This window comes from Sulfurirhabdus autotrophica (assembly GCF_004346685.1).
Lineage (GTDB): Bacteria > Pseudomonadota > Gammaproteobacteria > Burkholderiales > SMCO01 > Sulfurirhabdus > Sulfurirhabdus autotrophica.
In genome coordinates this window covers 163,285-188,348 of sequence record NZ_SMCO01000001.1, presented here as the reverse complement: position 1 = coordinate 188,348, position 25,064 = coordinate 163,285, and the positions used below count along the sequence as shown (strand labels likewise).

Here is a 25,064-nt window from a genome sequence, read left to right as displayed (position 1 = left end):
TCTCCGTTTTACTGTTAATCTATCTTTAAAATAGCCAGGAATGCTTCTTGCGGGATTTCTACATTACCCACTTGTTTCATGCGTTTCTTACCAGCTTTTTGTTTTTCCAGTAACTTGCGTTTGCGAGAGATATCGCCACCATAACATTTTGCCAAAACGTTTTTACGCAAAGCTTTCACGTTTTCTCTGGCTAGGATGTTTGCACCGATTGCTGCCTGTACAGCCACATCATACATTTGGCGAGGAATTAATTCGCGCATTTTGGCGGCTAATTCACGCCCGCGACGCTGGGATGTATTGCGGTGAACAATTAATGACAATGCGTCTACTTTCTCACTATTTACGAGAATATCAAGTTTAACGAGATCTGATGCTCGAAATTCTTTAAATTCATAATCCAGGGAAGCATAACCTCGGCTGACTGATTTCAATTTATCAAAGAAATCCATCACCACTTCGTTCATTGGCATTTCGTAGCTCAGCATAACTTGCCTGCCCATGTATTGCATATTACGCTGCATACCACGCTTTTCAGTACACAGTGTGATTACTGCACCGACATAATCCTGCGGTACCAAAATAGTAGCATTGATAATAGGTTCTCGAATTTCTTCAATTTTAGATAAGTCAGGCAGTCGGGAAGGATTTTCAATTTCGATTACTTCGCCATCTTTCATCAATATCTGATAAATCACCGTCGGCGCAGTAGTGATGAGATCCATGTCGTATTCGCGTTCAAGTCGTTCCTGCACAATATCCAGGTGCAACAATCCCAGGAATCCACAGCGAAAACCGAATCCCAGCGCCTGAGAAGTTTCAGGTTCGTACTGCAGGGATGCATCATTTAATTTCAGTTTTTCCAACGCATCACGCAATGCATCATAATCATGCGATTCGACTGGGTACAAGCCAGCGAACACCTGCGGCTGAATTTCTTTAAAGCCAGGTAAAGGTTCTGCAGCGGGATTATTTGCCAAAGTTACCGTATCACCAACTTTTGCAGAGTTTAATTCTTTGATACCCGCAATAATAAAACCTACATCACCAGCTGAAAGCTGAGCACGAGCCTTTGTTTTTGGGGTAAACACACCTACTTGTTCGCACAAATGAGTGGTTTGTGATGCCATTAGCAGAATTTTATCTTTAGGTTTCAACACGCCGTCTACTACCCGTACCAACATCACCACGCCAACATAATTATCAAACCAGGAATCAATAATTAGTGCTTTAAGAGGGGCATCTATATTCCCCTTAGGCGGTGGAATACGGCTAATAACCGCGTCAAGAATGTCTTCAACGCCCAAACCGCTTTTTGCACTGGCACGAACAGCATCCTGCGCATCAATACCGATAATATCTTCAATCTCAGCTATAACGCGTTCAGGTTCGGCAGAAGGCAAGTCAATTTTATTCAGAACAGCTACGACTTCAACGCCCTGCTCAATGGCTGTGTAACAGTTAGCCACGGTCTGAGCTTCCACGCCTTGTGAGGCATCCACAACCAGCAATGCTCCCTCACATGCCGCCAGTGAGCGCGACACCTCATAGGTAAAATCAACGTGTCCGGGTGTGTCGATCAAATTCAGCTGATAGACCTGCCCATCTCGAGCTTTGTATTCCAAAGCCGCAGTTTGCGCTTTAATGGTAATGCCACGTTCTCGTTCCAAATCCATAGAATCAAGTACTTGAGACTCCATTTCGCGGTCGCTCAAGCCTCCACACAGATGGATAATTCGGTCTGCCAGGGTGGATTTACCGTGGTCAATATGGGCAATAATGGAAAAATTACGGATATGTTTCATACTTCGCATCAAAAAAGGGCACATTAAGCGCCCTTAAATACTTAAGAAAAGGAGGATTTTAGCGGATTTTGGCAAAATAAGCATCAAGTGCTGTGCGATCGAGGAAATAATGACATATTTCCTCGTCGTTCGAGGTTAGCACTGGCACCAGATGCCCGTATTTTTCTTTCAGATTTGCATCACGATCGATATCAACAACTTCTATGTCAAACAAAAAGTCCGGTTGAATTTCTTCCAATTCAGCAATCATTTCATGACACAAATGGCAATCTTCGCGTCCAAACAAGGTCAAAACCGGCATAGGATTATTTACCATCCAGTTTTAAAGGCACATAGAGGGATGTATCTCCACGACGAACCAGCAGCGCAACACTACCACGCGATTCAAACTGAGAAACAATTTGAGAAAACTGTGCAATACTTTTCACATCGGTATTGTTGACAGCCAGAATGATATCGCCCCTGCGAATCCCTGCTCGAGCTGCAGGTCCTTGCGCATCCTCCACCAGCAATCCACTGGAAATTTGCAATTGCTGCTTTTGCTCAGGCGTCAGTTCACTGATAAAAAGTCCTAATTTACCAGGTGATTTCCCAGATTTTTCAGTACGCTTAGCCATTTTTTCAGCAGGTAATTCACTTAATACCAGTGACAAATCCTTTAAAGCACCTTTACGCCAAATTTGAACATTCACTTTCGCGCCTGGTTTGACAGCGCCAACTAGTCGGGGTAATTCACTGGAGCTCTGAACCGCTTTCCCATCAAATTTAAGGATAATGTCACTTGCCTGTAAACCGGCTTTATCTGCAGGGCTTCCTTTTTCTACATTAGCGATCAAGGCCCCCATAGGTTTACTCAAACCAAATGTGTCAGCCAATTCCTTGTTAACTTCCTGTATGACCACACCCAGCCAACCACGACTTACTTTGCCACTTATTTTAAGCTGGTTGCTGATATCCATAGCTACATTGATAGGTATGGCGAAAGACAGCCCCATGAAACCGCCTGTCCGGCTATAAATTTGCGAGTTGATACCGACTACTTCCCCTCTTAAATTAAACAAGGGGCCACCTGAATTACCAGGGTTAATTGCCACGTCTGTCTGAATGAACGGTACATAGTTCTCTTGGGGTAACGATCTCCCTTTGGCACTCACGATACCAGCCGTCACGCTATTTTCGAAACCAAAAGGGGAACCAATTGCTGCCACCCACTCTCCCACCTTAAGTTGCGCCGGATCGCCAAACGTCACTCTTGGCAGGTTGGTTGCATTTATTTTGATCAGAGCAACATCAGTACGTTTATCACTGCCAATAACTTTAGCCTTGAACTCTCTTTTATCGGTCAATTTGACAACCACTTCACTGGCATCATCCACCACATGGGCATTGGTTAAAATGTAACCGTCAGGACTGATAATAAATCCCGAACCGAGTGATTTGCTCTCAAAGTCCTGGGATGGCCCGCCATTCCCGCCCTGTGGTGGCATAAAGCGGCGGAAAAAATCAAAAAAAGGATCATCTTCCGACAAATTTGGGATTTGTGGGAACATGTTATTTCCATGCACAACTTGCGTAATACTGATATTCACAACGGCGGGACCTTGCTTCTCGACCAACTCAGTGAAATCCGGCAAATCTTTTGCGTGTAACGGAGTTGTAAAAGAAAGCAGAAAAACAAATACATACAACCAATTTTTCATTTTTTAGATTTCCTTAATAAAGTTAACAATTTTATCAGTAGAAATTTTGCGTAATATTACAGGCTGGAAATGACTATTTTTGCTTACAAAAGCGGTATAAGCGCGTATCCATGCATAACTAATTCCCAGTCCCACAACAGCACCAATGATGGCAAGCAAATCGCGTTGCGGTGCTGTTGAAGCAAGAGCATTACCCATTCCAGCACCTAACAGCACGAAGAGTATCGGCAGCAAATAAACAGCAAGTGAACCTTTCAGTACTGCGCCATCTTCTACCCCGATTACAACCGCATCACCAACTTGTGCTTCAATTGGATTCAAAGCTTTAAAAAAAGTTTTCTTTCCGCCAAAAAATTTAGTCAATGTAGATGTAGCACACCCTTTTTGTGGATCGCAGTGTCCGCACCCTGACAACCGTTGCGTTTCCACATAGGCGACTGAATTCTTTATTTCTACAATTACTGCTTCTGTTTCAAGCATTGCCAAGCCCTGTTAATCATTGTTTATGCTTGTTAGACATCGAAGTTGCTATTTGCTTAACCGTCACAGCAGGCACTTCACCAATAACGGTTATCTGGAAATCCGCCAATGAAGTGGCATAGACATTAAGCACACCCTGGCTAGCCAAACCTTGCATGGGATGCGCGATTCCTGAAAGTGGCTCAATAAATACGGATACGGTGGACAACCCATCAGAATAAACCAAATGAGATACAGGCATTTTTTTCCCTGGCATAGACCTTTTCAATTCGACAATTTTGTTGAAGCCAGGGAGCGGTTGTTTAATTTCCCAGCCAGTATCGTGAGCATTTGCATCCACTATGGTTGATTCATCCGTTTTCCACGTCAGTTTTTTCCAGGCAGGTTTTGGTTTGAACTGAGACTTATCTATTGGCCCACCTATGGTTAATTGAGTAAATGTAAACTGATCTATTGCTTCCCCATTGGTATTTAAAAGTGTTGCTTTTAATAACAAACCAGTTGCAATATCAGCCCAGTATTTATGCGAATAGCGAAGGTTATCTTTCGGCTCAAGAATAAGCGATTGGCAATCGAAGCCAGCAATTCTTTCTATCCCACCCAATTTAATCGTATAGTTCGCTGAAAGTTTACTGATATCTTTTGGCAGCAATGCGGGAAAGAATTTTCTGGTATGGCGTTTATCAACACGAACTGAATTACTTTCCGGTAGATAGCAAATGACTTCATCGTTGTTTCTAATGGTTTCTCTTGCCGGACCATTTAATGCTTCCAGTTTCTCATGCTCACCTGTTGCATCCACATGATGTGTGATTTTTGAGGTTTCAACCTGATTGCCATATTGATATACAAATGTGCCTGAATAGTTAAGTTCCCTTGCGGCAGCTTCTATTTTTTTCAGTACAGCGAAGGCATCAGGTTGAGAATTATCTGCTTGCACACTTCCAGCAATAACCGATAGGAATACAAACGCACCAACCAAATATCTCATCGGGCACTACCCTGCTCATTACTATATGTTACCAATGCAAATCCCGAGGCAGACTGAATGGGGGTTGCAGGGGAATACTCTTGATGCGCGTATAAATAATCATTCATATTACTATTTGATGTAGAAGCAACGAGGGCTTTGGCAGGTTGACTGGATGCAGAAGCCAAGTTACTTACCTCTTGATTATTAATACTTGAAAATTTCAACATGGCAAATGCAACTACGGCTACGGCAGCAAACGAAGCAGCTGCCGACCAGGCAATCATTTCACGTCGAGGGGGAGTTAGTTTGTGTGGTGCCAGAACAGTCGGTTCGTTTTCCAGCCGCGCAGAAATCTTTTCTGTTAAATCAGTCGAAAGCATCTGAGTCTGACGCAGACAATCTCCAATTTGATGATAAACAGCCCAACTTTCACTCAATTGATGATTATCTTTGAACTTTGCCAGTAATGCTTTGGCTTCATTTTCTTCTAATTCATTATCCATTAATGCTGAGATTTGGTCATTCATAACTCACCACCTTTTTTCTTTATTAGTGCCCAGTAAAGGGCGTAATTGTTCCGCAATTGTTTCACGTGCCCGGAAGATTCTGGAACGCACTGTCCCTATTGGACAGTTCATGACGCTGGCAATATCTTCATAACTCAGACCTTCAATTTCACGCAACGTGATCGCTGTACGGAGTTCTTCTGGCAGGCTGCTCATAGCGTTGTTTACTGTTATGGCAAGCTGCTTGGTCATCAACTCAGTTTCAGGCGTGTTGTTGTCTCTTAACAGTTCACCCTCTTCATAATTTTCAGCATCTTCACTGATAATTTCTGTAGAAGTTGGGGCACGCCTGCCTAAAGCGACAAGATAGTTTTTGGCTGTATTAATACCAATCCGATACAGCCAGGTATAAAACGCACTCTCACCCCGGAAGGATGGCAATGCGCGGTAAGCCTTGATAAACGTCTCTTGTGTCACGTCTTCAACTTCTGCTGGATCGCGAACAAAACGCGATAGCAATCTCCCCAGCTTGCGCTGGTATTTTACGACAAGCAATTCAAACGCATGCTTGTCGCCTTGTTGTACTCGCTCGACCAATACTTGATCGATTTCCCGATCACCCATGCGGGGTTTTTCCCTGAATTTTGTTTGTATGAATTAATAAGCACCCAAGCTACATATATATGCAACTTACGAATAGTATAGCTGCAAGGCGCTGATCAGGGAACGCATCCTTCTTACTAAGCTAAAGACAGCGGTAATAATTGATAGTTCACTTCTTTGAAATGAAATTTATAAAAATGCATTTCAAGGAGGATAAATAATTTAACCAGTACATGCCCGAGCATCCTTGTGTCTGATATGATTGATGCCACATGACTTATGGGAGTATTTTGTGTTTCGTTTTGACGTCATCATCATTGGTAGCGGACTGGCAGGTTTTACATTGGCGTTGCATCTGGCTGATCACCAGCGTGTTGCTCTGATTACCAAAAAAAACTTGCTGGATGGAGCCAGTAGCTGGGCGCAGGGCGGCATTGCAGCTGTTCTTGGGAACGGAGACTCTATTGATGAACACATTCACGATACAATTATTTCAGGTGCAGGATTATGCGATGAAAACGTCACGCGCTATGTTGCGGAGCATGGCAAAGAAGCCGTAAACTGGCTAATCAGCCAGGAAGTTCCCTTTACCAAAGATGAAACCAACCCGACCGGTTACCACCTGACTCGTGAAGGAGGGCACAGTCAACGCCGCATTATTCACGCAGCTGACGCAACTGGCCGAGCCATTCAGGAAACCCTTTCCGAAAAAATATTAGCTCACTCAAATATCACCGTATTTGAACAACATATTGCGATCGATCTCATCACCGGCAAAAAACTAGGGTTAGACGACAATCGCTGTTATGGTGTTTATGTACTGGATACAAGCACAGGTACCGTCAAAACATTTTCAGCTCAAAACACAATTTTGGCTACTGGTGGTGCGGGTAAAGTCTATCTCTACACCACGAACCCTGATGTAGCAGCTGGCGATGGCGTTGCCATGGGCTGGCGTGCGGGGTGCCGTGTCGCCAATATGGAATTCGTTCAATTTCATCCTACTTGCTTATACCATCCTCACGCCAAATCCTTTCTGATTACTGAAGCCGTTCGCGGTGAAGGTGGATTGTTAAAGTTACCGGATGGTAACCGTTTTATGCCAGACCATGATGAACGTGCTGAATTGGCCCCCCGGGATGTTGTTGCGCGTGCCATAGACTTTGAAATGAAAAAACGTGGTCTGGATTGTGTTTATCTGGATATATCCCATAAACCCGCTGATTTTCTGATCAGCCATTTCCCCAATATTTATGCGCGCTGCCTGGAGCTGGGAATTGATATTACCCGCGAACCCATTCCAGTGGTTCCGGCGGCTCACTACAGTTGTGGCGGCATAATGACGGACTTACAGGCCCGAACGGATATTACCAATCTTTACGCTGTAGGCGAAGTGGCACAAACAGGTCTTCACGGCGCCAACCGATTGGCGAGTAATTCCTTGCTGGAATGTATTGTTTTCGCAAAGGCTGCCGCTCAGGATATTTTAAATCAGGATAAAGTTTCTGAACAATTCCTGCCAGAGTGGGATGAAAGCCGTGTAACAGACGCAGACGAAGAAATTGTTATTGCGCACAACTGGGGCGAGTTGCGCCGTTTCATGTGGGATTATGTTGGTATTGTGCGAACTAACAAGCGGCTGCAACGCGCTCAGCACCGTATTAAATTACTGACTGAAGAGATTGATGAATATTACCAAAACTTTCGCGTAAGTAACGATTTAATCGAGTTACGTAACCTGGTATTAACAGCCGACCTGATTGTTCGTTGCGCTATGGCACGCCATGAAAGCCGTGGTCTGCATTTTAGCCGGGATTATCCAGCTATGTTGCCACACGCAGAAAATACGGTGTTGCAGCCTCAGATTTAAGAGCCTTTTTCAGGTGGAAATTGATTGCATTTCCACCTGAGCAGTACCCGCAACTGACGAAAATCTTCCCTATTGATAGCATCTGGAAAAATTACAACATGCTGTGCGAACCTTTTTTCAGCTGTTTTGAAATTGAGAACAGTCAGATAGGGAGCTACAAAACTTGTCCCCATTAATTCTGCCGTAATCCGATCACCTTGCTTGCTTTGAATTTCGCTGCGGCAATCAGAATCCACTTGTAACGCGACAATTGATTGAGGAAACGTAAGTAGAGCATCCCGCTGGAGATAAAAAGCTGCGCTAACTATCAATATCAAACTACCTGTCAGCTTAACCCAAAACGGTAAGGGCATAAGCCAAACCAGTAAAATACAAAAGCTATGCATAAACAGCAGCATCAGGGCAAGTATTCTGGACTGTTTTAAATTGATGTTCAGCATTGTCGCAGCAAAGACAATACGCGCCCGTTGTAACTTGCACTAACAGCATTTACGCCAGAAATCAACTCCCATAAGTCATTATCAGCTTCAGTTAGCAATTCAATAAAGGAAGCTTTTTCCAATTCCGAGAGGCTGGAATAATGATGCTCAATAAACCGCTCAAGCACAATATCGAGCTCCAGCAAGCCACGTCGACAACGCCAACGCAACCGGTTTAGTTCAATCGTCATACGCTGCGTTTGACCAGCAGTGATTTAATTTTACCAATTGCCAAGGTAGGGTTCAGTCCTTTGGGACATACATCAACACAATTCATAATAGTATGGCAACGAAACAGTCGATATGGATCTTCCAAGTAATCCAGACGTTCATTTGCTGCATGATCGCGAGTATCGGCAATAAAACGGTAAGACTGGAGTAGCGCAGCCGGCCCCAGAAACTTATCTGGATTCCACCAGAATGAAGGACATGAAGTCGTGCAACATGCGCACAAAATACACTCGTAAAGACCATCCAGCTCTTTTCTATCTTCCGGGCTTTGTAGACGCTCAATTTCCGGCTGAGGATCCTGGTTGATCAGATAGGGCTTGATTGCTCGATACTGTTTATAAAACTGACTGAGATCTACTACTAAATCACGAATGATTGGGACGCCTGGCAGCGGACGCAACACAACAGGCTCCTGCAAGCTTCCGAGTGGCGTAATGCAGGCCAGACCATTTCGACCATTAATATTGAGCGCATCTGAACCGCAGACTCCCTCTTTGCAAGAAGCGCGCATGCTCAATGTTTCATCTATGGTTTTAATCAGCAGAATGGCATCCAGCAACATCTTCCCCTCTGGGTCGATGTCCAGATCATAGTCCTGCATGTAGGGCTCTTGATCAGATTCCGGGTTGTAGCGGTAAATTGAGAAACGCATGCGATCTCCTAATAAACCCGAGGTTTTGGAATAAATGTTTCCACCGTTAATGGCTTCAGTCGCACCGGTTTATAGTCCATGCGTCGACCCTCTTTGAAATACAAAGAATGCTTCAACCATTTATCATCATCGCGTTCAGGGAAATCAATTCGCGAATGCGCCCCCCTGCTCTCCTGGCGTGCTTCTGCAGAAATAATCGTCGCCAACGCGATTTCCATCATATTTTCCAGTTCCAGAGCTTCGATACGAGCCGTATTGAAAACTTTACTTTGATCATGCAACACAGCATGCTGAAGTCTTTCATGTAAGGCTTTTATTTTGGTAATACCTTCTTTTAACACTTCACTAGTGCGAAAAACACCACAGTAATCTTCCATTACCTTTTGCATTGCTTCACGGATGGTATGAACACTCTCTCCATCACCGGTTTTTTCCCAACGCAGTAACCGTTGCAAAGCCGGTTCCATGGCATCAACAGGCATTTCTCTTGGATAGGGATTTTCTTGCAGGTATTCCAGCATATGATTACCTGCAGCACGACCAAAGACCAGAATATCCAGCAACGAATTGCCACCAAGCCGGTTTGCACCATGTACAGAAACGCATGCGCACTCGCCTACGGCATAAAGCCCAGGAACGGGTTCTTCAGGGCCAAACTGTGCAGGTGTAACTACTTGAGCAAAGCGGTTCGTCGGAATTCCTCCCATCATGTAATGGGCAGTAGGGAAAACAGGCACAAGGTTTTCAATAGGATCAACATGGGCAAAGCGCATAGCCAGATCGCGTATACCTGGCAAACGCTGCATAATCAGTTCTGCACCAAGATGGTCCATTTTCAATAAGATGTGGTCTTTATTCTTACCACAACCACGCCCCTCTCTGATTTCAGTGGCAATAGCCCTGCTCACCACATCCCTGCTGGCAAGATCTTTGGCATTGGGGGCATAGCGCTCCATAAAACGCTCGCCTTCGCTGTTCAACAGATAGCCGCCCTCTCCTCGTGCAGCTTCGGACATCAGGCTACCCACTTCTGCAATCCCGGTGGGATGGAACTGAAAGAACTCCATATCCTGCAAAGGGACACCAGCACGCAACGCCATTCCCAAACCATCGCCTGTATTAATTAAAGCGTTGGTTGAAGTGCGGAAAATTCTGGCTGCGCCACCGGTTGCCAGTAAAGTAGTACGGGCTTCAATCAATAAGGGTTCACCGGTCTCTATCTCAATTGCTAGCACACCTAACACATAACCGTCTTTATCTTTTATCAGGTCGATTGCATAGAATTCATCAAAAAAATGGGTTCTGGCGCGCATGTTTTGTTGGTATAGGGCATGCAGCATTGCATGGCCAGTTCGGTCCGCTGCGGCACAAGTTCGCGTTGCCTGTGACTTGCCGAATTCAATGGATTGACCACCAAAAGGGCGTTGATAGATTTTGCCGTTATCCAGGCGGGAAAATGGCACGCCATAATGTTCCAGTTCATATACCAACTGAGCCGCTGCCCGGCACATGTATTCAATCGCATCCTGATCACCCAGGTAATCCGAGCCTTTTATGGTGTCATACATATGCCAGTGCCAGTTATCTGGCGTGACATTTCCCAACGCGGCATTGATGCCACCCTGAGCAGCAACCGTATGAGATCGTGTAGGAAAAACCTTGGACACTACAGCTACCTGATAATCAGCATCGGACAACTGCAAAGCGGCGCGCAACCCTCCCCCGCCTGCACCAATCACCAATGCGTCAAATGTTCTCTTGGGGATATTCATGGAATTATTTTCCCCATAAAATTTGTACCGTCCAGATAAAATAAATAACAAGCGCGACAATAACGCTTCCATGCAGGATCAAACGGATTGCAGTCGAATGAACATAATCCATCAAAACATTGCGAATGCCCACCCAAGCGTGCAAATACAACGCTATAAAAGAAAGTAACGTGAAAAACCGCATCCAGACATGTGTAAAAAACGCATGCCAGCTGGTGAAACTTATGGGCATATTCAGAATAATGAAACCCAAAACGAATAGACTGTATATCAATAAAATAACAGCAGCTATACGTTGCATAAGCCAATCTCTCAACCCATATCGCGCACCACTGACTACACGGCTCACCACAGAAAAAACCCTAGTAGAAATGTTATAAACAAACTAAATATCATGATAAATTTCGCAGTTAAACGAGAATGGGTCAAAGAAATTCCCCAGTGAATATCCAAAAACAGATGACGCACACCAGCAAAAAGATGGTGAAAAAATCCCCATAGTAAAAATAATAAAATCAGTTTTAATATAGGGGTGTAATCAGAAACGCTGAAAAGTGCCTGAAATTGGTATTCAGATGCAAGAGAAAGTTCAAAGGCCCATAAAATACCAGGCACTAAAAGAAACAATAAGACGCCACTAAGCCGATGTAAAATAGAGACCAATCCAGTAACAGGCAATCTGATTTTTAAAAGATTCAGGTTTTTTGGTCGCTGTTTTATCATGCAAATTATTATAAAATTAGGCAAAGAGAAATACGTTAGTAAATTCGCAAGCTTGCAGTGAATTAAAACGTCTGTTAGCTTAGCATGCTAAGACATTATATCGCGTTCATCCCGGTCATGTATTCGTGCAACCCATCTAACTCAATTAATTAATTATGAACTCAATTTGGCAACAACATTTATTGAACTGCGGTGCCTCAATAGAAGCTAACTGTGTTGTTAACTTTGGCAATCCTATAAAAGAAATGGCATCCCTGCAATCGGGAGCCGTACTGATTGACTTATCAGACTTCGGACTGATCAGTTTTTCTGGAGAAGACTCGCAAATATTTCTCCAGGGACAGTTAACCAATGATATTCGTCAAGTCAATTCAGGTAAAAGCCAATATAGCAGTTACTGTACGCCAAAAGGCCGCATGTTAGCTAATTTCCTGATCTGGCAGAATGATGAGCATGGCTACATCATGCAATTGCCTGTTGAACTTCAGGAAAGCATACAAAAACGACTCAGTATGTTCGTTATGCGTTCCAAAGTAAAAGTAACTGATATCAGCGGTTTGTCTATTCGATTGGGCATTGCAGGCAGCAACGCCAAGGAGATATTGCAAAATCATTATGGGAACGTACCTGAAACTCCCCAGGAAGTGATACGCATCGGAGATGACACTATTATTAACCTGCCGGGTAATCGTTTTGAAATTATTACTATCCCGGAAAATGCAGCCAATTTATGGGATGCATTAAGTAAAATATGCACTCCTGTTGGGAGTGCTGCTTGGGAGTGGTATGAAATTCAGGCTGGAATCCCTCGCATTACCACTGCAACGCAAGAGCAATTTGTGCCACAAATGGTCAACTATGAAGTCATAGGCGGGGTTAATTTTCAGAAAGGCTGCTACCCAGGGCAAGAAATTGTTGCGAGAACACAATATTTAGGAAAATTAAAGCGCCGCATGTATTTAGCTCATCTCAATACAGGAGCACCTGCTGCGGGTGACGACCTGTTTAGTCCTGAGATGGAAGGACAAGCATCCGGAATGGTTGTTAACGTATTTCCTTCACCAAAAGGTGGATATGACCTTCTTGCCGTCATTCAAATCAGTAGCGCTGCAAGTGAAACCATTCACTGGAAGACCCTTGATGGCCCGGCACTTGAGCTTCAACAGCTACCTTACGCCCTTCCTTAAAGTTAATGTTGCATTATTACGTTTATTATCGTGTAGACCCAGACAACACGCCAACACTTGAAACTTTGGTATCCAGTATGCAGGCAAGGCTTAAATGCCAGACTGGCGTTATGGGTCGCACACTGAAAAAACGTGATGATCCACTGCTTTGGATGGAAATATACGAAAATGTAGAAAACCCGGACCACTTTGAGAAAGCCTTAATGCGTGAAGTGGACAAGTTTGAAATAGAAATCTTTCTTGTGCCTGGGACCAGCAGAAAAATGGAGTGCTTTAGCGACTAGTTTTGGGTTGGGCTGGAACAGCTAACTGTGGTTGGGGTAGCGGTTTTTCAGAAGGCGTTTTGTCAGAAAGCCCGGTTTGCTTTGATGAATCCAGAACCTGAAAAAAAACCTCGTCCTGCTTGACCATACCTAATTCAGAACGCGCACGTTCTTCAATGGCATCATATCCCTGTTTAAGGTCGCGCACTTCCGCATCCATGGAAGAATTGCGCGCCTGCAACTTCTGATTCGTCGCTTTTTGAGCCTTTAATTGCTGATCGACTTCCCATACCCGAAGCCAACTGCCTTTACCTAACCACAAAGAATATTGAAGCAAGGCAATCAAGGCAACAAGTATGAGCGTCAATAACCGCATATCAGCTTATTTGGTAAAACGCCCCACGGCCAGCATAGCTGGCGGAATCACCGAGTTCTTCTTCAATGCGCAACAACTGATTGTATTTTGCCATACGATCAGAACGACTTAATGAACCCGTCTTGATTTGCATAGCATTGGTTGCCACAGCCAAATCAGCAATAGTTGTATCTTCCGTTTCACCAGAGCGATGGGAAATTACCGATGTATAGCCTGAACGCTTAGCCATCTCAATCGCTTCAAAAGTTTCGGTTAATGTACCAATCTGGTTCACTTTGATCAGAATGGAATTGGCAACGCCTAATTTGATACCTTCACGCAGAATTTTTGAATTGGTTACAAACAGATCATCGCCAACTAACTGGATTGACTTGCCCAATTTGTCGGTCAGGATTTTCCAGCCATCCCAATCATCTTCAGCCATGCCATCTTCAATACTGATGATAGGATATTTATCTGCCCAGGCAGCCAGATAATCTGAAAATTGCGCGGAGGTCAACGCAAGGTTTTCTGATTCCAAATGGTATTTACCATCTTTATAAAATTCTGTGCTGGCACAATCAATACCGATCGCCACATCAGAACCAGGCAAATAGCCTGCTGCTTCGATAGCTTCAACAACCAGTTGCAAAGCGGATTCATTAGAAGGCAAGTTAGGAGCAAAACCACCTTCATCACCTACCGTAGTGGTCATATCACGTTTTTCAAGTATTTTTTTCAATGCATGGAACACTTCAGCACCACAACGCAGGGCTTCACGGAAGCTTGCCGCACCGACTGGAATGATCATGAATTCCTGCATGTCAATATTGTTATTGGCATGGGCTCCGCCATTGATGATGTTCATCATGGGCACTGGAAGCTGCATAGGGCCTGCACCCCCCAGATAGCGGTATAAAGGTAAACTGGATTCTTCAGCTGCCGCTTTTGCAACTGCCATGGATACCGCGAGTATTGCATTGGCTCCCAAACGGGACTTGTTCTCGGTACCATCCAGGTCCAACAAAGTACGATCAATAAAGCTCTGCTCTTCTGCATCCAGGCCAATAATCGCTTCGCAAATTTCAGTATTCACATATTCAACAGCTTGCAATACACCTTTACCGTTATAACGGTCTTTATCTCCATCACGCAGTTCCATGGCCTCTTTACTACCGGTAGAAGCACCAGACGGGACAGCCGCGCGGCCAATTACACCTGATTCAAGCAATACATCTGCTTCAACAGTAGGGTTTCCACGGGAATCGAGAATTTCACGGGCGATTACATCAACAATTGCACTCATTTCTTATTTTTCCTTTAAATCTTACACAACAACATAATGATATGAATTATTTATTAATAAATTCGGATTCTGCAAAACCTTGTTGCTTAACCAGTTCATCAAGCATTTTCAGTGTTTGCAAAAGACTGCGCATATTATTCAACGGCCAGGCATTCGGGCCATCGGATAACGCGACTTCCGGATTAGGGTGGGTTTCCATAAAAACACCAGAAACCCCACTGGCAATGGCAGCTCTTGCCAGAACGGGGACAAACTCACGCTGACCACCGCTCTTGGTGCCTTGCCCACCAGGCAATTGAACTGAATGCGTAGCATCAAACACGACCGGACAACCAGTTTCACGCATTACAGCCAGGGAGCGCATATCTGACACCAGATTATTATAGCCAAAAGATGCACCACGTTCGCAGACCATAATATTATTCTGGCTACTGGCTTCAAGGGCTTTATCTACAACATTTTTCATGTCCCAGGGCGCAAGAAACTGTCCCTTTTTGATATTCACTGGTTTGCCAGCACTGGCAACGGCATGAATAAAATCGGTTTGTCGGCAAAGAAAAGCGGGCGTCTGCAAAACATCGACCACTGAAGCTACCTGCTCAATTTCGCTTTCAGAATGTACATCGGTCAGAACCGGCACACCGATCTGCCGTTTCACCTCATCCAGAATCTTCAAACCTCCGTCCATTCCCAAACCACGAAACGACTTACCAGAACTTCTGTTGGCCTTATCGTACGAAGATTTGAAAATAAAGGGAATACCCAGGCTCAAACATATTTCTTTGAGTTCACCGGCCGTATCCAAAGCCAGTTGCTGAGATTCAATAACACACGGTCCCGCAATCAGGAAAAACGGATGATCCAGTCCGACTTCAAATCCACAAAGTTTCATACCGCATCCCCTGATTTATTTACCTGCGAGTCTGATTTGATCCCTTTAAGAGCAGCTTCAACAAAAGCCTTGAATAAGGGATGTCCATCACGAGGGGTAGAAGTAAATTCCGGATGAAATTGACACGCGATAAACCATGGGTGATCGGCTAGCTCGATCATTTCACACAAATCTTCAGAAGCAGACCTACCACTAACGATCAAGCCAGCCGCTTCCAGTTGTGGTAGCAGTGCATTGTTAACTTCGTATCGATGGCGATGACGCTCAACAACATGATCAGCACCATAAACCTTGCTGGCCAAAGATCCTGATTTCAGCATGGCTTTCTGCCCACCTAAACGCATCGTACCACCAAGATCAGACTTTGCATCTCTTGTTTCAAGCTTACCATCCTTATCTTGCCACTCACTGATAAGCGCCACTACTGGGTAAGGTGTTTCGGGGTCAAACTCAGTACTATGCGCTTTCAACATGCCCGCCTTATGTCGCGCATACTCAATCACGGCTAATTGCATCCCTAAGCAAATACCAAGATAGGGAATTTTGTTCTCACGAGCAAACTGGATCGCCTGAATTTTTCCTTCTACACCACGCTTACCAAAACCACCGGGTACCAGAATGGCATCCATTCCATTGAGACAATCTGTACCCTCTTTTTCGATATTTTCCGAATCAATGTAATTAATATTGATTTTACTGCGAGTGTGAATACCGGCATGAATCAACGCTTCTGAAAGAGATTTATAAGATTCAGTTAAATCCACATATTTCCCGACCAATGCGATGTTGACTTGCTGCTCAGGATGTTCCAAGGAATAAATCAAAGCTTCCCAGGTGCTTAAATTTGCTGGTGGCGGATTCAATTCCAGCTTCTTGCACACAATGTCATCCAGATGCTGCATGTGCAAAACACCGGGAATTTTGTATATGTTATCTACGTCATAGGCAGAAATCACTGCTTCTGGTTCGACATTGGTAAATAATGCGATTTTACGGCGCTCGTCATCCGGTAGCGGACGGTCTGCTCGGCACAGCAACACATCTGGCTGAATACCAATTTCACGAAGCTCTTTTACAGAATGTTGTGTTGGCTTGGTTTTAATTTCACCAGCAAACGCCAGATATGGCACCAATGTAAGGTGTATATAACAGGTGTTGTGACGACCGAGCTGCACACCCATCTGGCGAATCGCTTCAAGAAACGGCAATGATTCAATGTCACCAACCGTACCACCAATTTCCACCAGCGCGACTTCAGCATCACCAGCGCCAGCCTTGATAAAATTTTTGATTTCATCAGTGATATGTGGAATAACTTGAACCGTCCCGCCCAGATAATCACCACGGCGCTCTTTTTTAATCACACTTTCATAAATCTGACCCGTCGTGAAATTATTGCGCTTGCTCATTTTGGCGCTAATAAAACGCTCATAATGACCTAAATCCAGATCAGTTTCCGCACCATCCTCAGTGACAAACACTTCACCATGCTGAAAAGGGCTCATCGTTCCTGGATCCACATTAATATAGGGATCAAGTTTGAGCATAGTGACTTTAATGCCACGAGATTCAAGGATAGCGGCGAGTGAAGCAGATGCGATGCCTTTCCCCAGAGAAGAAACAACACCACCAGTTACGAATACATATTTGGTCATGAACTTATCGCGATCATAAGAATTGCATATTCTAGCTTAATTTGATGATTCAGTGAAGGATGAAAGCAGAAGTCTTGTTGGGAATTTTAGCCTTAGCTGGTTCATTTTTACATCAACTCACTAAAACAAGTAACCCTATAGGAGTACCCAATGTAACCATGAAGGAATATTCCGTAGTTTATTTAATACCTTTATGTCTACAATAAGCTTGCAAACAGAAATAAATATTGCCATAATAAGAATAATTCTCATTACTATGAACATGAAGGTGCTGCTGAATGACCACCCAAAAATTGTCTGCGCTTAAACCTGGTGAAACCGGCATCATTGCCGCTTTGAATACTGAAGAAGATCTTTACCATCGTCTTTCAGCACTAGGTTTCCGTATCGGAAAGAAAATCGACATCATTCGCGGTGCCCGATTCTCTGGTCCCTTGCACGTGCGCATAGGCACTACCGATGTCATGCTACGGAGAGTTGAAGCCAATAAAATTGATATTCAGCCTCTGCCTTAATAAATATCCCCTATGAAAAGAATTGCCCTTTTGGGTATGCCTAATACAGGCAAATCCACTTTCTTTAACCGTATCACGGGTGCATCTGCCAGAGTTGGCAACTGGCCCGGAATCACTGTTGATCTGCTAGGCGCAAAAGTGCTGCTTGGTGGAGAAATGGTTGAACTGGTAGATCTACCAGGTATTTACGACTTGCATGGATTTTCAGATGATGAGCAGGTTGTCAGGCACTTCCTGGAAAATAATGTCGTCGATCAGGTATTGATCATTCTGAACACGTCTCAAATAGAGCGGCAACTTTCCCTTGTATTGCAAATAAAGCAGTTAAATCTCCCCTCAATTCTGTTGTTAAACATGTCTGACGAAGCCAAAAAATTTGGCATTACCGTTGACACTAAAAAACTGTCTGAAATGCTGGAGATGCCTGTAGCATTGCTTAGCGCAAAATATGGCTTAGGTTATAAAGAAGCCTATCAAGCCATTACCAAAATTGTCAGCAGCAGCAAACCAGTCAAACTGGACAAAATCCGCGAAATGCTTTCGCAGGACGCTAAAATTGAATCCACAATGGAATCCGTGCTCAAAAGTGCCGTCCAGGTTCCTGTGCAAATGTCAGACAATCTGACTGCGCGCCTCGATAATGCTTTGTTACATCCTTGGCTGGGTTTACCTATCTTCTTCCTGGTGATGTTTTTGCTCTTCCAGGGAATCTTCTTTTTAGGCACGCCATTCCAGGAAGGTGTTGCCTGGATTTTAGGCAGTTTCAGGGAATATGCATTAGATCCGCTTTTTAGTGGTTTACCCGGCCCGATTAATGGCCTGCTGCTTGATGGTATTTACAATGGTGTAAGTACTGTAGCTGCCTTTGTGCCTATTATTATTTTGTTCTTCCTGTTTATGGCTATTGTGGAAGATACCGGCTATTTATCCCGAGCTGCTTTCCTGATGGATGCCTTGATGTCAAAACTGGGGCTGGATGGCCGCAGCTTTGTTATGATATTAATGGGATTTGGCTGCAATGTGCCTGCATTGATGGGTACCCGTGTGATGCGCTCTCGCCCTCTACGCTTGCTGTCCATGCTGGTGATTCCATTTTCGTTATGCTCTGCTCGTTTGCAGGTATTTATTTTTATCACCACAGCGCTATTTGCGCCAAAAGCAGCACCTTTGGTATTATTCAGTCTCTATTTATTCAGCTTTGGCACAGCATTACTTACTGCACTGATTTTCAAAGGGCGATTTAAGAATACCGAACCTTTTATTCTAGAATTGCCGCCCTATCGCTTCCCTACTATACGCCAGATGGTGCTACGCGGATGGCATGAGGTTCGTCATTTTCTGAATCGCGCCAGTAAATTTATTATTGCCGGTGTCGTACTGGTTTGGTTACTCACCCATTTTCCTTCTGATGTGGCACCTGCCAGCGCACAAACCTGGGCCGGTATGATTGGGCACTGGATGTCACCTATTCTGGATCCGCTGGGCATTAATCAGCAACTTGCCATCGCGCTGATTTTCGGTTTTGTTGCCAAGGAAATCGTCATTGGTTCACTGGCAGTAATCTACGGATTGGATGGCACAGCACTGATGGGGCAGATGGCACATCAACTGGATTGGGTTCAAGCTTATAGTTTCATGTTGTTTACCCTGATTTACACACCTTGCCTTTCAACCATCGCCACCATACGTAGCGAATCAAAAAGCTTGGGATTCACCGTGTTTTCTGTGGTGTGGCCTTTATGCTTAGCATGGATATTGAGCTTTGCTTTTTATCAGGGTGCCAGAGCGTTAGGTTATTAACCTGAAAAGTTAACCAATTTGGTAAAAAAATTGGCTAACAAAACCCTATTCAGACTTTTTTACCTGCAAGCAGCATCCAGGTTTCCACTACCGTATCAGGGTTGAGAGAAATACTTTCGATCCCTTCCTCGACAAGCCATTGCGCTAAATCCGGGTGATCAGAAGGCCCTTGACCGCAAATACCAATATATTTACCTGCCTTGGTACAAGCTTGAATGGCCTGGTGCAATAGTGCTTTTACTGCCGGATTGCGCTCATCAAAGCCCCCTGCAACCAGCCCGGAATCCCTGTCTATTCCCAATGTTAGCTGTGTAAGGTCGTTAGAACCTATCGAAAATCCATCAACATGCTTTAAAAATTCATCTGCCAAAATCACATTAGAAGGTATTTCGCACATCATAATCACTTTCAGGCCGTTCTCACCACGCTTCAATCCATATTCTTCGAGTAATCCAATCACTTGTTTAATTTCGTCGATAGTACGTACAAATGGCACCATAATCTGTAAATTGGTTAGTCCCATTTCCTCCCTTACCTGAAGCATAGCACGGCATTCCAGTTCAAAACATCCGCGGAAATCATCTGATATGTAGCGAGAAGCACCTCGAAACCCCAACATGGGATTTTCTTCCTTGGGTTCATAGAGATTACCGCCAATGAGATTGGAATACTCGTTGGACTTAAAATCTGACAACCTCACAATGACCGGCTTGGGCCAAAAAGCAGCAGCTAAAGTGGCCACCCCTTCGGCTATTTTATCAACGTAAAAACTAACTGGATTAGTGTAACCAGCACTTCGTTTTTCCACTGTTTCACGTAATTCTTCTGAAAGATCCGGATATTGAAGTAACGCTTTGGGGTGAATACCAATTGTTCTCGCAATGATAAACTCCAGGCGGGCCAACCCGATGCCTTCATTTGGCAGTGCTTGAAAATCAAAAGCGCGTTCAGGATTACCTACATTCATCATGATTTTAACTGGCGACTTAGGCATAGAATCTAGAGATAAATTAATAATCTCACTTTCCAGAATGCCTTCGTAAACGTACCCTGTATCTCCTTCAGCACAAGATACAGTCACTTCAGCGCCATCTTTTAGCTCTGACGTAGCATTTCCGCAGCCAACAACTGCAGGTATACCAAGCTCTCTTGCAATAATGGCTGCATGACAGGTTCGCCCACCTCGATTAGTAACAATAGCGGATGCCCGCTTCATGACTGGTTCCCAATCGGGATCTGTCATATCCGTTACCAGTACATCACCTGGTTGCACACGCTCCATCTCGCCAGTACCCATCACAATACGCACATTACCGCTTCCAATTTTCTGCCCAATACTTCGCCCCTCAATCAGCACTGTGGAACGCTGTTTGAGGTGATATCGTGTTAATGTTTTGGTGTTGGCTTGTGTAGTAACTGTTTCGGGGCGGGCTTGCACAATATAAAGCCCTCCATCTATACCATCTTTTGCCCATTCAATATCCATAGGGCGACCGTAATGTTTTTCAATAATAACGGCCTGTTGGGCTAGATCCAGTAAATCTATATCTGTCAGACAGAAATGGTTCCGTTCTGCTTCGGAGACATCGACCACCTTCACAGGGTCTTCAATTGAAGCGTCATTAGAGTAAATCATTTTGATGGCTTTTGAACCAAGCGTACGTTGAATGACTGCCTGTTTACCCGCTTCCAGCATAGGCTTATGCACGTAAAATTCATCCGGATTTACCGCACCCTGAACAACCATTTCACCCAAACCGAAAGAAGCAGTGATCAAAACAACATCCTGAAACCCGGATTCGGTGTCTAAAGTAAACATTACGCCACTGGCGCCAATATCACTGCGCACCATGCGCTGAACGCCCGCAGAAAGCGCCACTTCAGAATGAATAAAGCCTTTATGCACGCGGTACGAAATCGCTCTATCGTTATACAAAGAGGCGAATACCTTTCTGACCGCTAACAGCACGTTTTCTATACCGTTTATATTGAGGTAGGTTTCCTGCTGGCCAGCAAATGAGGCATCGGGCAAATCTTCTGCAGTGGCTGAAGAACGTACCGCAACTGATAACCCACCTTTACTCTCAGCCTGCATTTTATTAAAAGCTTCCTTTATTGAAGCTTCCAGATCTGGTTGCAATGGCGCCTCTACAATCCACTGGCGAATTTTTGCCCCCGTTTCTGCCAACTTTTTTATATCGCTGATATCTAATGTTTCAAGCGATGCATTAATTCGCTGTGTCAATCCATTATGTGTGAGAAAGTCACGAAACGCTTTGGCAGTAGTTGCGAAACCACCGGGAACACGAACTTGAGCATGCGAAAGCTGATTAATCATTTCGCCCAGGGAGGCATTTTTACCCCCAACAGTGCCAACATCATTCATCGATAATGTTTCAAACCAAGCTATATAATCTTTTTCCACAGAACACTCCATAACTAATTTGCAACATGTTTTGCCATCCAGCATACTCATATTGATATCACTATAGGTACTTTGAATGACAATCAAAAGAAATGTCTTTTATGTTTCTGACCGTACCGGCATTACTGCTGAACTGCTGGGCCGCACGCTTCTTAGCCAGTTTCAAGGGGCGGCATTTAATAAAACCACTTTACCCTTTATCGATACTGTTGAAAAGGCGCGAACTGCTTGCATAGAAATCAACCAGGCGTTTTCAGACCAAGGTGTCAGACCACTGGTTTTTAGCACCTTAATTAACCCCAATACTCGAAATGTCATTACAGCATGTAATGGGCTGGTACTGGATTTGTTTGAAATGTTTATACGGCCACTTGAAAAAGAGCTGGGTGAAGAATCTTCTCATGTTTTGGGCTTATCCCATGGCATCAGTGATCATGATGCCTATAACGACCGGATTGACGCAATCAACTTCACTTTAAATCATGATGATGGTATTACAACAGCTAACTTTGAATTGGCGGATATAATTCTGATTGGCGTCTCACGTTCAGGTAAAACCCCTACGTGTTTGTATCTGGCGATGCAATACGGGATTCGTGCAGCAAACTACCCGTTAACCCCTGATGACTTTAGCGATGGGCATTTACCCAAATTATTACAGCCCTTCCGGAAAAAATTGTACGGTCTTTCCATAACACCTGACAGGCTACACAAAATACGCAGCGAAAGAAAACCGGACAGCCAGTATGCTTCTCTGGATAACTGCCGTGCTGAAATACGCAAAGCAGAAAGCATTTTCCATTCTGAAGCTATTCCCTACCTTGATACCTCTACCAAATCCGTAGAGGAAATTTCCATAACGATTCTACACGCAGCACATTTACACCAAGCTCATCCAGCATCGTAGGCACATTAAGAGCGTGTAGAAATTTGCCTGACTCGTTCAAAAAAGCAAATTGAAGCAGCAGAAGCAGCATTTAATGACTCTATTTTTCCGGGCATGGGAATAGACACTTTTTCTGTTGCGACATCTTCCAACTGAGCGGATAAACCCGCACCTTCATTACCCACTAAGAAAGTGACCGGACCGGTTAAATCCAAATCAAAAAGGCTTTTATTTGCATTCAGACTGGTAGCAATAATAGAACCGATTAATTTATCCGCGATTTTTATCAGTTCAGCATTTTCCTTGATTACCAGACAAAAGTGCGCCCCCATCCCCGCGCGTAAAACCTTGGGTGACCAGGCATCAGCGCATTTGCTGGAAAGATATACCTGTTGTGCACCTGCACCAGCGGCCGAACGCAGGATTGTGCCGAGATTGCCGGGATCCTGAATATCTTCAAGCATCACGCAAAAATCTGCTTGAGACGTTTCAGCATTAGCACCTGGAATAGCGATAAGTGCAATCATGCCCGTTGGCGTTTTAACCGGCGAAAGTTCTCTTAACAACGCATCTGGCATGACAATCAGACGTTCAGGTTCCAACCGTTTCAATAAATCAACTGATGCCCTTCCATTAGCGGCAGCTTCGTTTAGAATAAACAGCTCTGGAATGCCGCCACTGGAAAGATACGCTTCAATAAGGTGTTCACCATCGAGCAACGTTTTTGCTTCAACTTTCCTGTCTTTTGCAGACGATTCAAGTTTTTTAAGCGATTTAAATAAAGGGTTTTCGCGAGAAGTAATTAATTTCATATCACGTTAATTTTTTGGTATACAGTGCCCAATAGAACCCGGTGCACATATCGAGCCATCTGGCCAGACAGCATTATCTAGTTTTGCACCCACAATGGCTACACCATCAAGTTTTGCTCCCCTCAAATCCGCCTGGCTTAAATCTGCACCACGAAGCTCTGCATAGCTTAAATTAGCCTGTTTTAAATTCGCCCCCAGCAGTACTGCATTGTTCAAACGTCCATATGAAATATCTGCATTGGCTAAATTAACGTAAGATAAATTACTATTACTAAGCTCTACGCTATTCAAGTTAGTATGGTTTAAATTGGAGCTGGACAAATTCACACCTCGCAACCAGATTCCTCGCATATCACACCCTTTCCAGTTAACCTGAGGTTTCGCAGCTTGATGACAATCAGCCTGAATAGGTCCGAGATCTACTTTTACCGGATTAACCGGATAGAAGTACAACAACATTGCAAATACGATCAATCCGAGTGAGATTGATAAAAGTGGCAAATCGGATAATTTTAATGGGCGATTGAAGGATTGATACAGGAAATGTTTACGCAGTGCCCGTATCTCATTACTTTCAATCATTCTGCGATCAATCCGCTTGCGTCTTTTTGGGGCCTCGGATGTTGGAAGCTCCTCTAAACGCCGATCCCGTGTTCGCTCGTCAATCCAACGGCGAGAAGCACTTATCCGCTCAATCTGCCAATGAGGCGGTTTCTGAAATACAATATTTCCAGGAGACTGCTCGGGCAATGTTTCTGGCAGAAATTCGTCAAAATCACTAATAGGTGACCATGTAATTTTATCCAGACTCACCATATACGTAGGTGTGACTCTTCCCAACAATAAATATTGAGTAATGACACCCGCAGGGAAAGGCCCGTTAATCGCCTCACCTTGTTTGATAAACCAAAATTTCTGGATACTCAAAAGGTTAACCTATCTATTAATTTCTGATGCAAACATGACGATATTTATCTCAAATCAGGTTAAAACTTATGGAAAGCATTATTCAAAGCATATTTATTGGTAAAATGAACTAACTTCGACACAAACTTTAATTGTTTATGATCCGCTCAAACAGTTTTGCTGCATTACTGTAAAGCAAACACAGACACACTTTGCTTATCATTTTAACCAGTTTTTCTTAGCATCGTTTCAAGAAGTCTATCGCGATTAG

Annotated in this window: 26 protein-coding genes; 6 read left to right on the top strand and 20 right to left on the bottom strand. The window is 44.0% G+C overall.

From position 1 onward, the window contains the following. Positions 1-14: 14 nt before the first annotated feature. From lepA to rpoE, 7 genes are read right to left on the bottom strand one after another with little or no spacing between them, the layout of a single operon-like run. On the bottom strand, positions 15-1,802 hold the full coding sequence (lepA, locus tag EDC63_RS00940; protein ID WP_124947810.1) for a translation elongation factor 4: 1,788 nt from the start codon (positions 1,800-1,802) through the stop codon (positions 15-17). Between the two features lie 58 nt (positions 1,803-1,860). Continuing rightward, on the bottom strand, positions 1,861-2,118 hold the full coding sequence (locus EDC63_RS00935; protein ID WP_124947811.1) for a glutaredoxin family protein: 258 nt from the start codon (positions 2,116-2,118) through the stop codon (positions 1,861-1,863). After that, on the bottom strand, positions 2,108-3,502 hold the full coding sequence (locus EDC63_RS00930) for a DegQ family serine endoprotease (protein WP_124947812.1): 1,395 nt from the start codon (positions 3,500-3,502) through the stop codon (positions 2,108-2,110). Before EDC63_RS00930 ends, EDC63_RS00935 begins: the two co-directional genes overlap by 11 nt. A gap of 3 nt (positions 3,503-3,505) precedes the next feature. Beyond that, entirely contained in the window at positions 3,506-3,982 is a 477-nt protein-coding gene (locus tag EDC63_RS00925) for a SoxR reducing system RseC family protein (protein ID WP_124947813.1), read from the bottom strand. Positions 3,983-3,998: 16 nt separating this feature from the next. Then, on the bottom strand, positions 3,999-4,973 hold the full coding sequence (locus EDC63_RS00920) for a MucB/RseB C-terminal domain-containing protein (protein ID WP_124947814.1): 975 nt from the start codon (positions 4,971-4,973) through the stop codon (positions 3,999-4,001). Next, complete coding sequence (locus EDC63_RS00915) at positions 4,970-5,482, bottom strand: sigma-E factor negative regulatory protein (RefSeq protein WP_124947815.1); 513 nt, start codon at positions 5,480-5,482, stop codon at positions 4,970-4,972. Before EDC63_RS00915 ends, EDC63_RS00920 begins: the two co-directional genes overlap by 4 nt. A 3-nt stretch (positions 5,483-5,485) precedes the next feature. Next, entirely contained in the window at positions 5,486-6,085 is a 600-nt protein-coding gene (rpoE, locus tag EDC63_RS00910; protein WP_124947816.1) for an RNA polymerase sigma factor RpoE, read from the bottom strand. A 271-nt stretch (positions 6,086-6,356) separates the two neighbouring features. Between rpoE and nadB the strand changes: the two genes are divergently transcribed. Beyond that, positions 6,357-7,934, top strand: coding sequence for an L-aspartate oxidase (nadB, locus tag EDC63_RS00905; RefSeq protein ID WP_223272265.1), 1,578 nt, complete (start codon positions 6,357-6,359; stop codon positions 7,932-7,934). Here nadB and EDC63_RS00900 read toward each other — a convergent pair. The 6 genes from EDC63_RS00900 to sdhC are packed head-to-tail and all read right to left on the bottom strand — an operon-like array spanning position 7,931 to position 11,791. Beyond that, positions 7,931-8,374 (bottom strand): protein YgfX, encoded by a 444-nt coding sequence (locus EDC63_RS00900; protein ID WP_124947818.1) that lies wholly within the window; start codon positions 8,372-8,374, stop codon positions 7,931-7,933. The two genes, nadB and EDC63_RS00900, sit on opposite strands and share 4 nt — an antisense overlap. After that, a complete protein-coding gene (locus EDC63_RS00895) occupies positions 8,368-8,604 on the bottom strand; it encodes an FAD assembly factor SdhE (protein WP_124947819.1) in 237 nt (78 codons plus the stop codon). The genes EDC63_RS00900 and EDC63_RS00895 overlap by 7 nt, the downstream gene beginning before the upstream one ends. Further along, positions 8,601-9,296 (bottom strand): succinate dehydrogenase iron-sulfur subunit, encoded by a 696-nt coding sequence (locus EDC63_RS00890; RefSeq protein ID WP_124947820.1) that lies wholly within the window; start codon positions 9,294-9,296, stop codon positions 8,601-8,603. The genes EDC63_RS00895 and EDC63_RS00890 overlap by 4 nt, the downstream gene beginning before the upstream one ends. A gap of 8 nt (positions 9,297-9,304) precedes the next feature. Next, on the bottom strand, positions 9,305-11,068 hold the full coding sequence (sdhA, locus tag EDC63_RS00885) for a succinate dehydrogenase flavoprotein subunit (protein ID WP_132920860.1): 1,764 nt from the start codon (positions 11,066-11,068) through the stop codon (positions 9,305-9,307). Between the two features lie 4 nt (positions 11,069-11,072). Further along, positions 11,073-11,417, bottom strand: coding sequence for a succinate dehydrogenase, hydrophobic membrane anchor protein (gene sdhD, locus EDC63_RS00880; protein WP_223248446.1), 345 nt, complete (start codon positions 11,415-11,417; stop codon positions 11,073-11,075). Further along, positions 11,414-11,791, bottom strand: coding sequence for a succinate dehydrogenase, cytochrome b556 subunit (gene sdhC / locus EDC63_RS00875; RefSeq protein WP_124947822.1), 378 nt, complete (start codon positions 11,789-11,791; stop codon positions 11,414-11,416). Before sdhC ends, sdhD begins: the two co-directional genes overlap by 4 nt. Positions 11,792-11,946: 155 nt before the next feature. Here sdhC and ygfZ point away from each other — a divergent pair, with 155 nt between their 5' ends. Next, positions 11,947-12,978, top strand: coding sequence for a CAF17-like 4Fe-4S cluster assembly/insertion protein YgfZ (ygfZ, locus tag EDC63_RS00870; RefSeq protein WP_124947823.1), 1,032 nt, complete (start codon positions 11,947-11,949; stop codon positions 12,976-12,978). Between the two features lie 5 nt (positions 12,979-12,983). Then, entirely contained in the window at positions 12,984-13,262 is a 279-nt protein-coding gene (locus EDC63_RS00865; RefSeq protein ID WP_124947824.1) for a DUF4936 family protein, read from the top strand. Here EDC63_RS00865 and ftsB read toward each other — a convergent pair. The 4 genes from ftsB to EDC63_RS00845 are packed head-to-tail and all read right to left on the bottom strand — an operon-like array spanning position 13,252 to position 17,449. Beyond that, complete coding sequence (gene ftsB, locus EDC63_RS00860; RefSeq protein ID WP_124947825.1) at positions 13,252-13,617, bottom strand: cell division protein FtsB; 366 nt, start codon at positions 13,615-13,617, stop codon at positions 13,252-13,254. The genes EDC63_RS00865 and ftsB overlap by 11 nt on opposite strands. 1 nt (position 13,618) lies before the next feature. Further along, entirely contained in the window at positions 13,619-14,902 is a 1,284-nt protein-coding gene (gene eno / locus EDC63_RS00855) for a phosphopyruvate hydratase (protein WP_124947826.1), read from the bottom strand. 46 nt (positions 14,903-14,948) lie between these two features. Next, positions 14,949-15,794 carry a 3-deoxy-8-phosphooctulonate synthase gene (gene kdsA / locus EDC63_RS00850; protein ID WP_124947827.1) on the bottom strand — a complete coding sequence of 282 codons (846 nt, stop codon included), beginning with the start codon at positions 15,792-15,794 and terminating at the stop codon, positions 14,949-14,951. Further along, positions 15,791-17,449, bottom strand: coding sequence for a CTP synthase (locus EDC63_RS00845; protein ID WP_124947828.1), 1,659 nt, complete (start codon positions 17,447-17,449; stop codon positions 15,791-15,793). The genes kdsA and EDC63_RS00845 overlap by 4 nt, the downstream gene beginning before the upstream one ends. A gap of 278 nt (positions 17,450-17,727) precedes the next feature. Here EDC63_RS00845 and EDC63_RS00840 point away from each other — a divergent pair, with 278 nt between their 5' ends. Further along, positions 17,728-17,964, top strand: coding sequence for a FeoA family protein (locus EDC63_RS00840; protein WP_124947829.1), 237 nt, complete (start codon positions 17,728-17,730; stop codon positions 17,962-17,964). Positions 17,965-17,976: 12 nt separating this feature from the next. Next, complete coding sequence (gene feoB / locus EDC63_RS00835) at positions 17,977-19,764, top strand: ferrous iron transport protein B (RefSeq protein WP_124947830.1); 1,788 nt, start codon at positions 17,977-17,979, stop codon at positions 19,762-19,764. A gap of 49 nt (positions 19,765-19,813) precedes the next feature. Here feoB and ppsA read toward each other — a convergent pair whose 3' ends face one another. Next, positions 19,814-22,189 (bottom strand): phosphoenolpyruvate synthase, encoded by a 2,376-nt coding sequence (gene ppsA / locus EDC63_RS00830; protein ID WP_223248447.1) that lies wholly within the window; start codon positions 22,187-22,189, stop codon positions 19,814-19,816. Positions 22,190-22,265: 76 nt separating this feature from the next. On the opposite strand from ppsA, the gene ppsR reads away from it, so the two are divergent. Then, positions 22,266-23,096, top strand: coding sequence for a posphoenolpyruvate synthetase regulatory kinase/phosphorylase PpsR (ppsR, locus tag EDC63_RS00825; RefSeq protein WP_124947832.1), 831 nt, complete (start codon positions 22,266-22,268; stop codon positions 23,094-23,096). A gap of 5 nt (positions 23,097-23,101) precedes the next feature. Here ppsR and EDC63_RS00820 read toward each other — a convergent pair whose 3' ends face one another. Both EDC63_RS00820 and EDC63_RS00815 read right to left on the bottom strand, forming a co-directional pair. Continuing rightward, positions 23,102-23,887, bottom strand: coding sequence for a TrmH family RNA methyltransferase (locus tag EDC63_RS00820; RefSeq protein ID WP_124947833.1), 786 nt, complete (start codon positions 23,885-23,887; stop codon positions 23,102-23,104). Positions 23,888-23,893: 6 nt separating this feature from the next. Further along, positions 23,894-24,814, bottom strand: coding sequence for a pentapeptide repeat-containing protein (locus EDC63_RS00815; protein ID WP_124947834.1), 921 nt, complete (start codon positions 24,812-24,814; stop codon positions 23,894-23,896). Positions 24,815-25,064: the final 250 nt, after the last annotated feature.

What these genes read in the sequence shown, in the direction of transcription:
- EDC63_RS00895 (WP_124947819.1), bottom strand. Translation starts at nt 8,604, where the DNA reads ATGACGATTGAACTAAACCGGTTGCGTTGGCGTTGTCGACGTGGCTTG.
- sdhC (WP_124947822.1), bottom strand. Translation starts at nt 11,791, where the DNA reads ATGATAAAACAGCGACCAAAAAACCTGAATCTTTTAAAAATCAGATTG.
- EDC63_RS00840 (WP_124947829.1), top strand. Translation starts at nt 17,728, where the DNA reads ATGACCACCCAAAAATTGTCTGCGCTTAAACCTGGTGAAACCGGCATC.
- EDC63_RS00865 (WP_124947824.1), top strand. Translation starts at nt 12,984, where the DNA reads ATGTTGCATTATTACGTTTATTATCGTGTAGACCCAGACAACACGCCA.
- eno (WP_124947826.1), bottom strand. Translation starts at nt 14,902, where the DNA reads ATGAGTGCAATTGTTGATGTAATCGCCCGTGAAATTCTCGATTCCCGT.
- lepA (WP_124947810.1), bottom strand. Translation starts at nt 1,802, where the DNA reads ATGAAACATATCCGTAATTTTTCCATTATTGCCCATATTGACCACGGT.
- EDC63_RS00920 (WP_124947814.1), bottom strand. Translation starts at nt 4,973, where the DNA reads ATGAGATATTTGGTTGGTGCGTTTGTATTCCTATCGGTTATTGCTGGA.
- ftsB (WP_124947825.1), bottom strand. Translation starts at nt 13,617, where the DNA reads ATGCGGTTATTGACGCTCATACTTGTTGCCTTGATTGCCTTGCTTCAA.
- ppsR (WP_124947832.1), top strand. Translation starts at nt 22,266, where the DNA reads ATGACAATCAAAAGAAATGTCTTTTATGTTTCTGACCGTACCGGCATT.
- EDC63_RS00935 (WP_124947811.1), bottom strand. Translation starts at nt 2,118, where the DNA reads ATGGTAAATAATCCTATGCCGGTTTTGACCTTGTTTGGACGCGAAGAT.
- rpoE (WP_124947816.1), bottom strand. Translation starts at nt 6,085, where the DNA reads ATGGGTGATCGGGAAATCGATCAAGTATTGGTCGAGCGAGTACAACAA.
- sdhA (WP_132920860.1), bottom strand. Translation starts at nt 11,068, where the DNA reads ATGAATATCCCCAAGAGAACATTTGACGCATTGGTGATTGGTGCAGGC.
- feoB (WP_124947830.1), top strand. Translation starts at nt 17,977, where the DNA reads ATGAAAAGAATTGCCCTTTTGGGTATGCCTAATACAGGCAAATCCACT.
- EDC63_RS00890 (WP_124947820.1), bottom strand. Translation starts at nt 9,296, where the DNA reads ATGCGTTTCTCAATTTACCGCTACAACCCGGAATCTGATCAAGAGCCC.
- EDC63_RS00930 (WP_124947812.1), bottom strand. Translation starts at nt 3,502, where the DNA reads ATGAAAAATTGGTTGTATGTATTTGTTTTTCTGCTTTCTTTTACAACT.
- EDC63_RS00925 (WP_124947813.1), bottom strand. Translation starts at nt 3,982, where the DNA reads ATGCTTGAAACAGAAGCAGTAATTGTAGAAATAAAGAATTCAGTCGCC.
- EDC63_RS00845 (WP_124947828.1), bottom strand. Translation starts at nt 17,449, where the DNA reads ATGACCAAATATGTATTCGTAACTGGTGGTGTTGTTTCTTCTCTGGGG.
- EDC63_RS00900 (WP_124947818.1), bottom strand. Translation starts at nt 8,374, where the DNA reads ATGCTGAACATCAATTTAAAACAGTCCAGAATACTTGCCCTGATGCTG.
- kdsA (WP_124947827.1), bottom strand. Translation starts at nt 15,794, where the DNA reads ATGAAACTTTGTGGATTTGAAGTCGGACTGGATCATCCGTTTTTCCTG.
- ygfZ (WP_124947823.1), top strand. Translation starts at nt 11,947, where the DNA reads ATGAACTCAATTTGGCAACAACATTTATTGAACTGCGGTGCCTCAATA.
- EDC63_RS00915 (WP_124947815.1), bottom strand. Translation starts at nt 5,482, where the DNA reads ATGAATGACCAAATCTCAGCATTAATGGATAATGAATTAGAAGAAAAT.
- EDC63_RS00820 (WP_124947833.1), bottom strand. Translation starts at nt 23,887, where the DNA reads ATGAAATTAATTACTTCTCGCGAAAACCCTTTATTTAAATCGCTTAAA.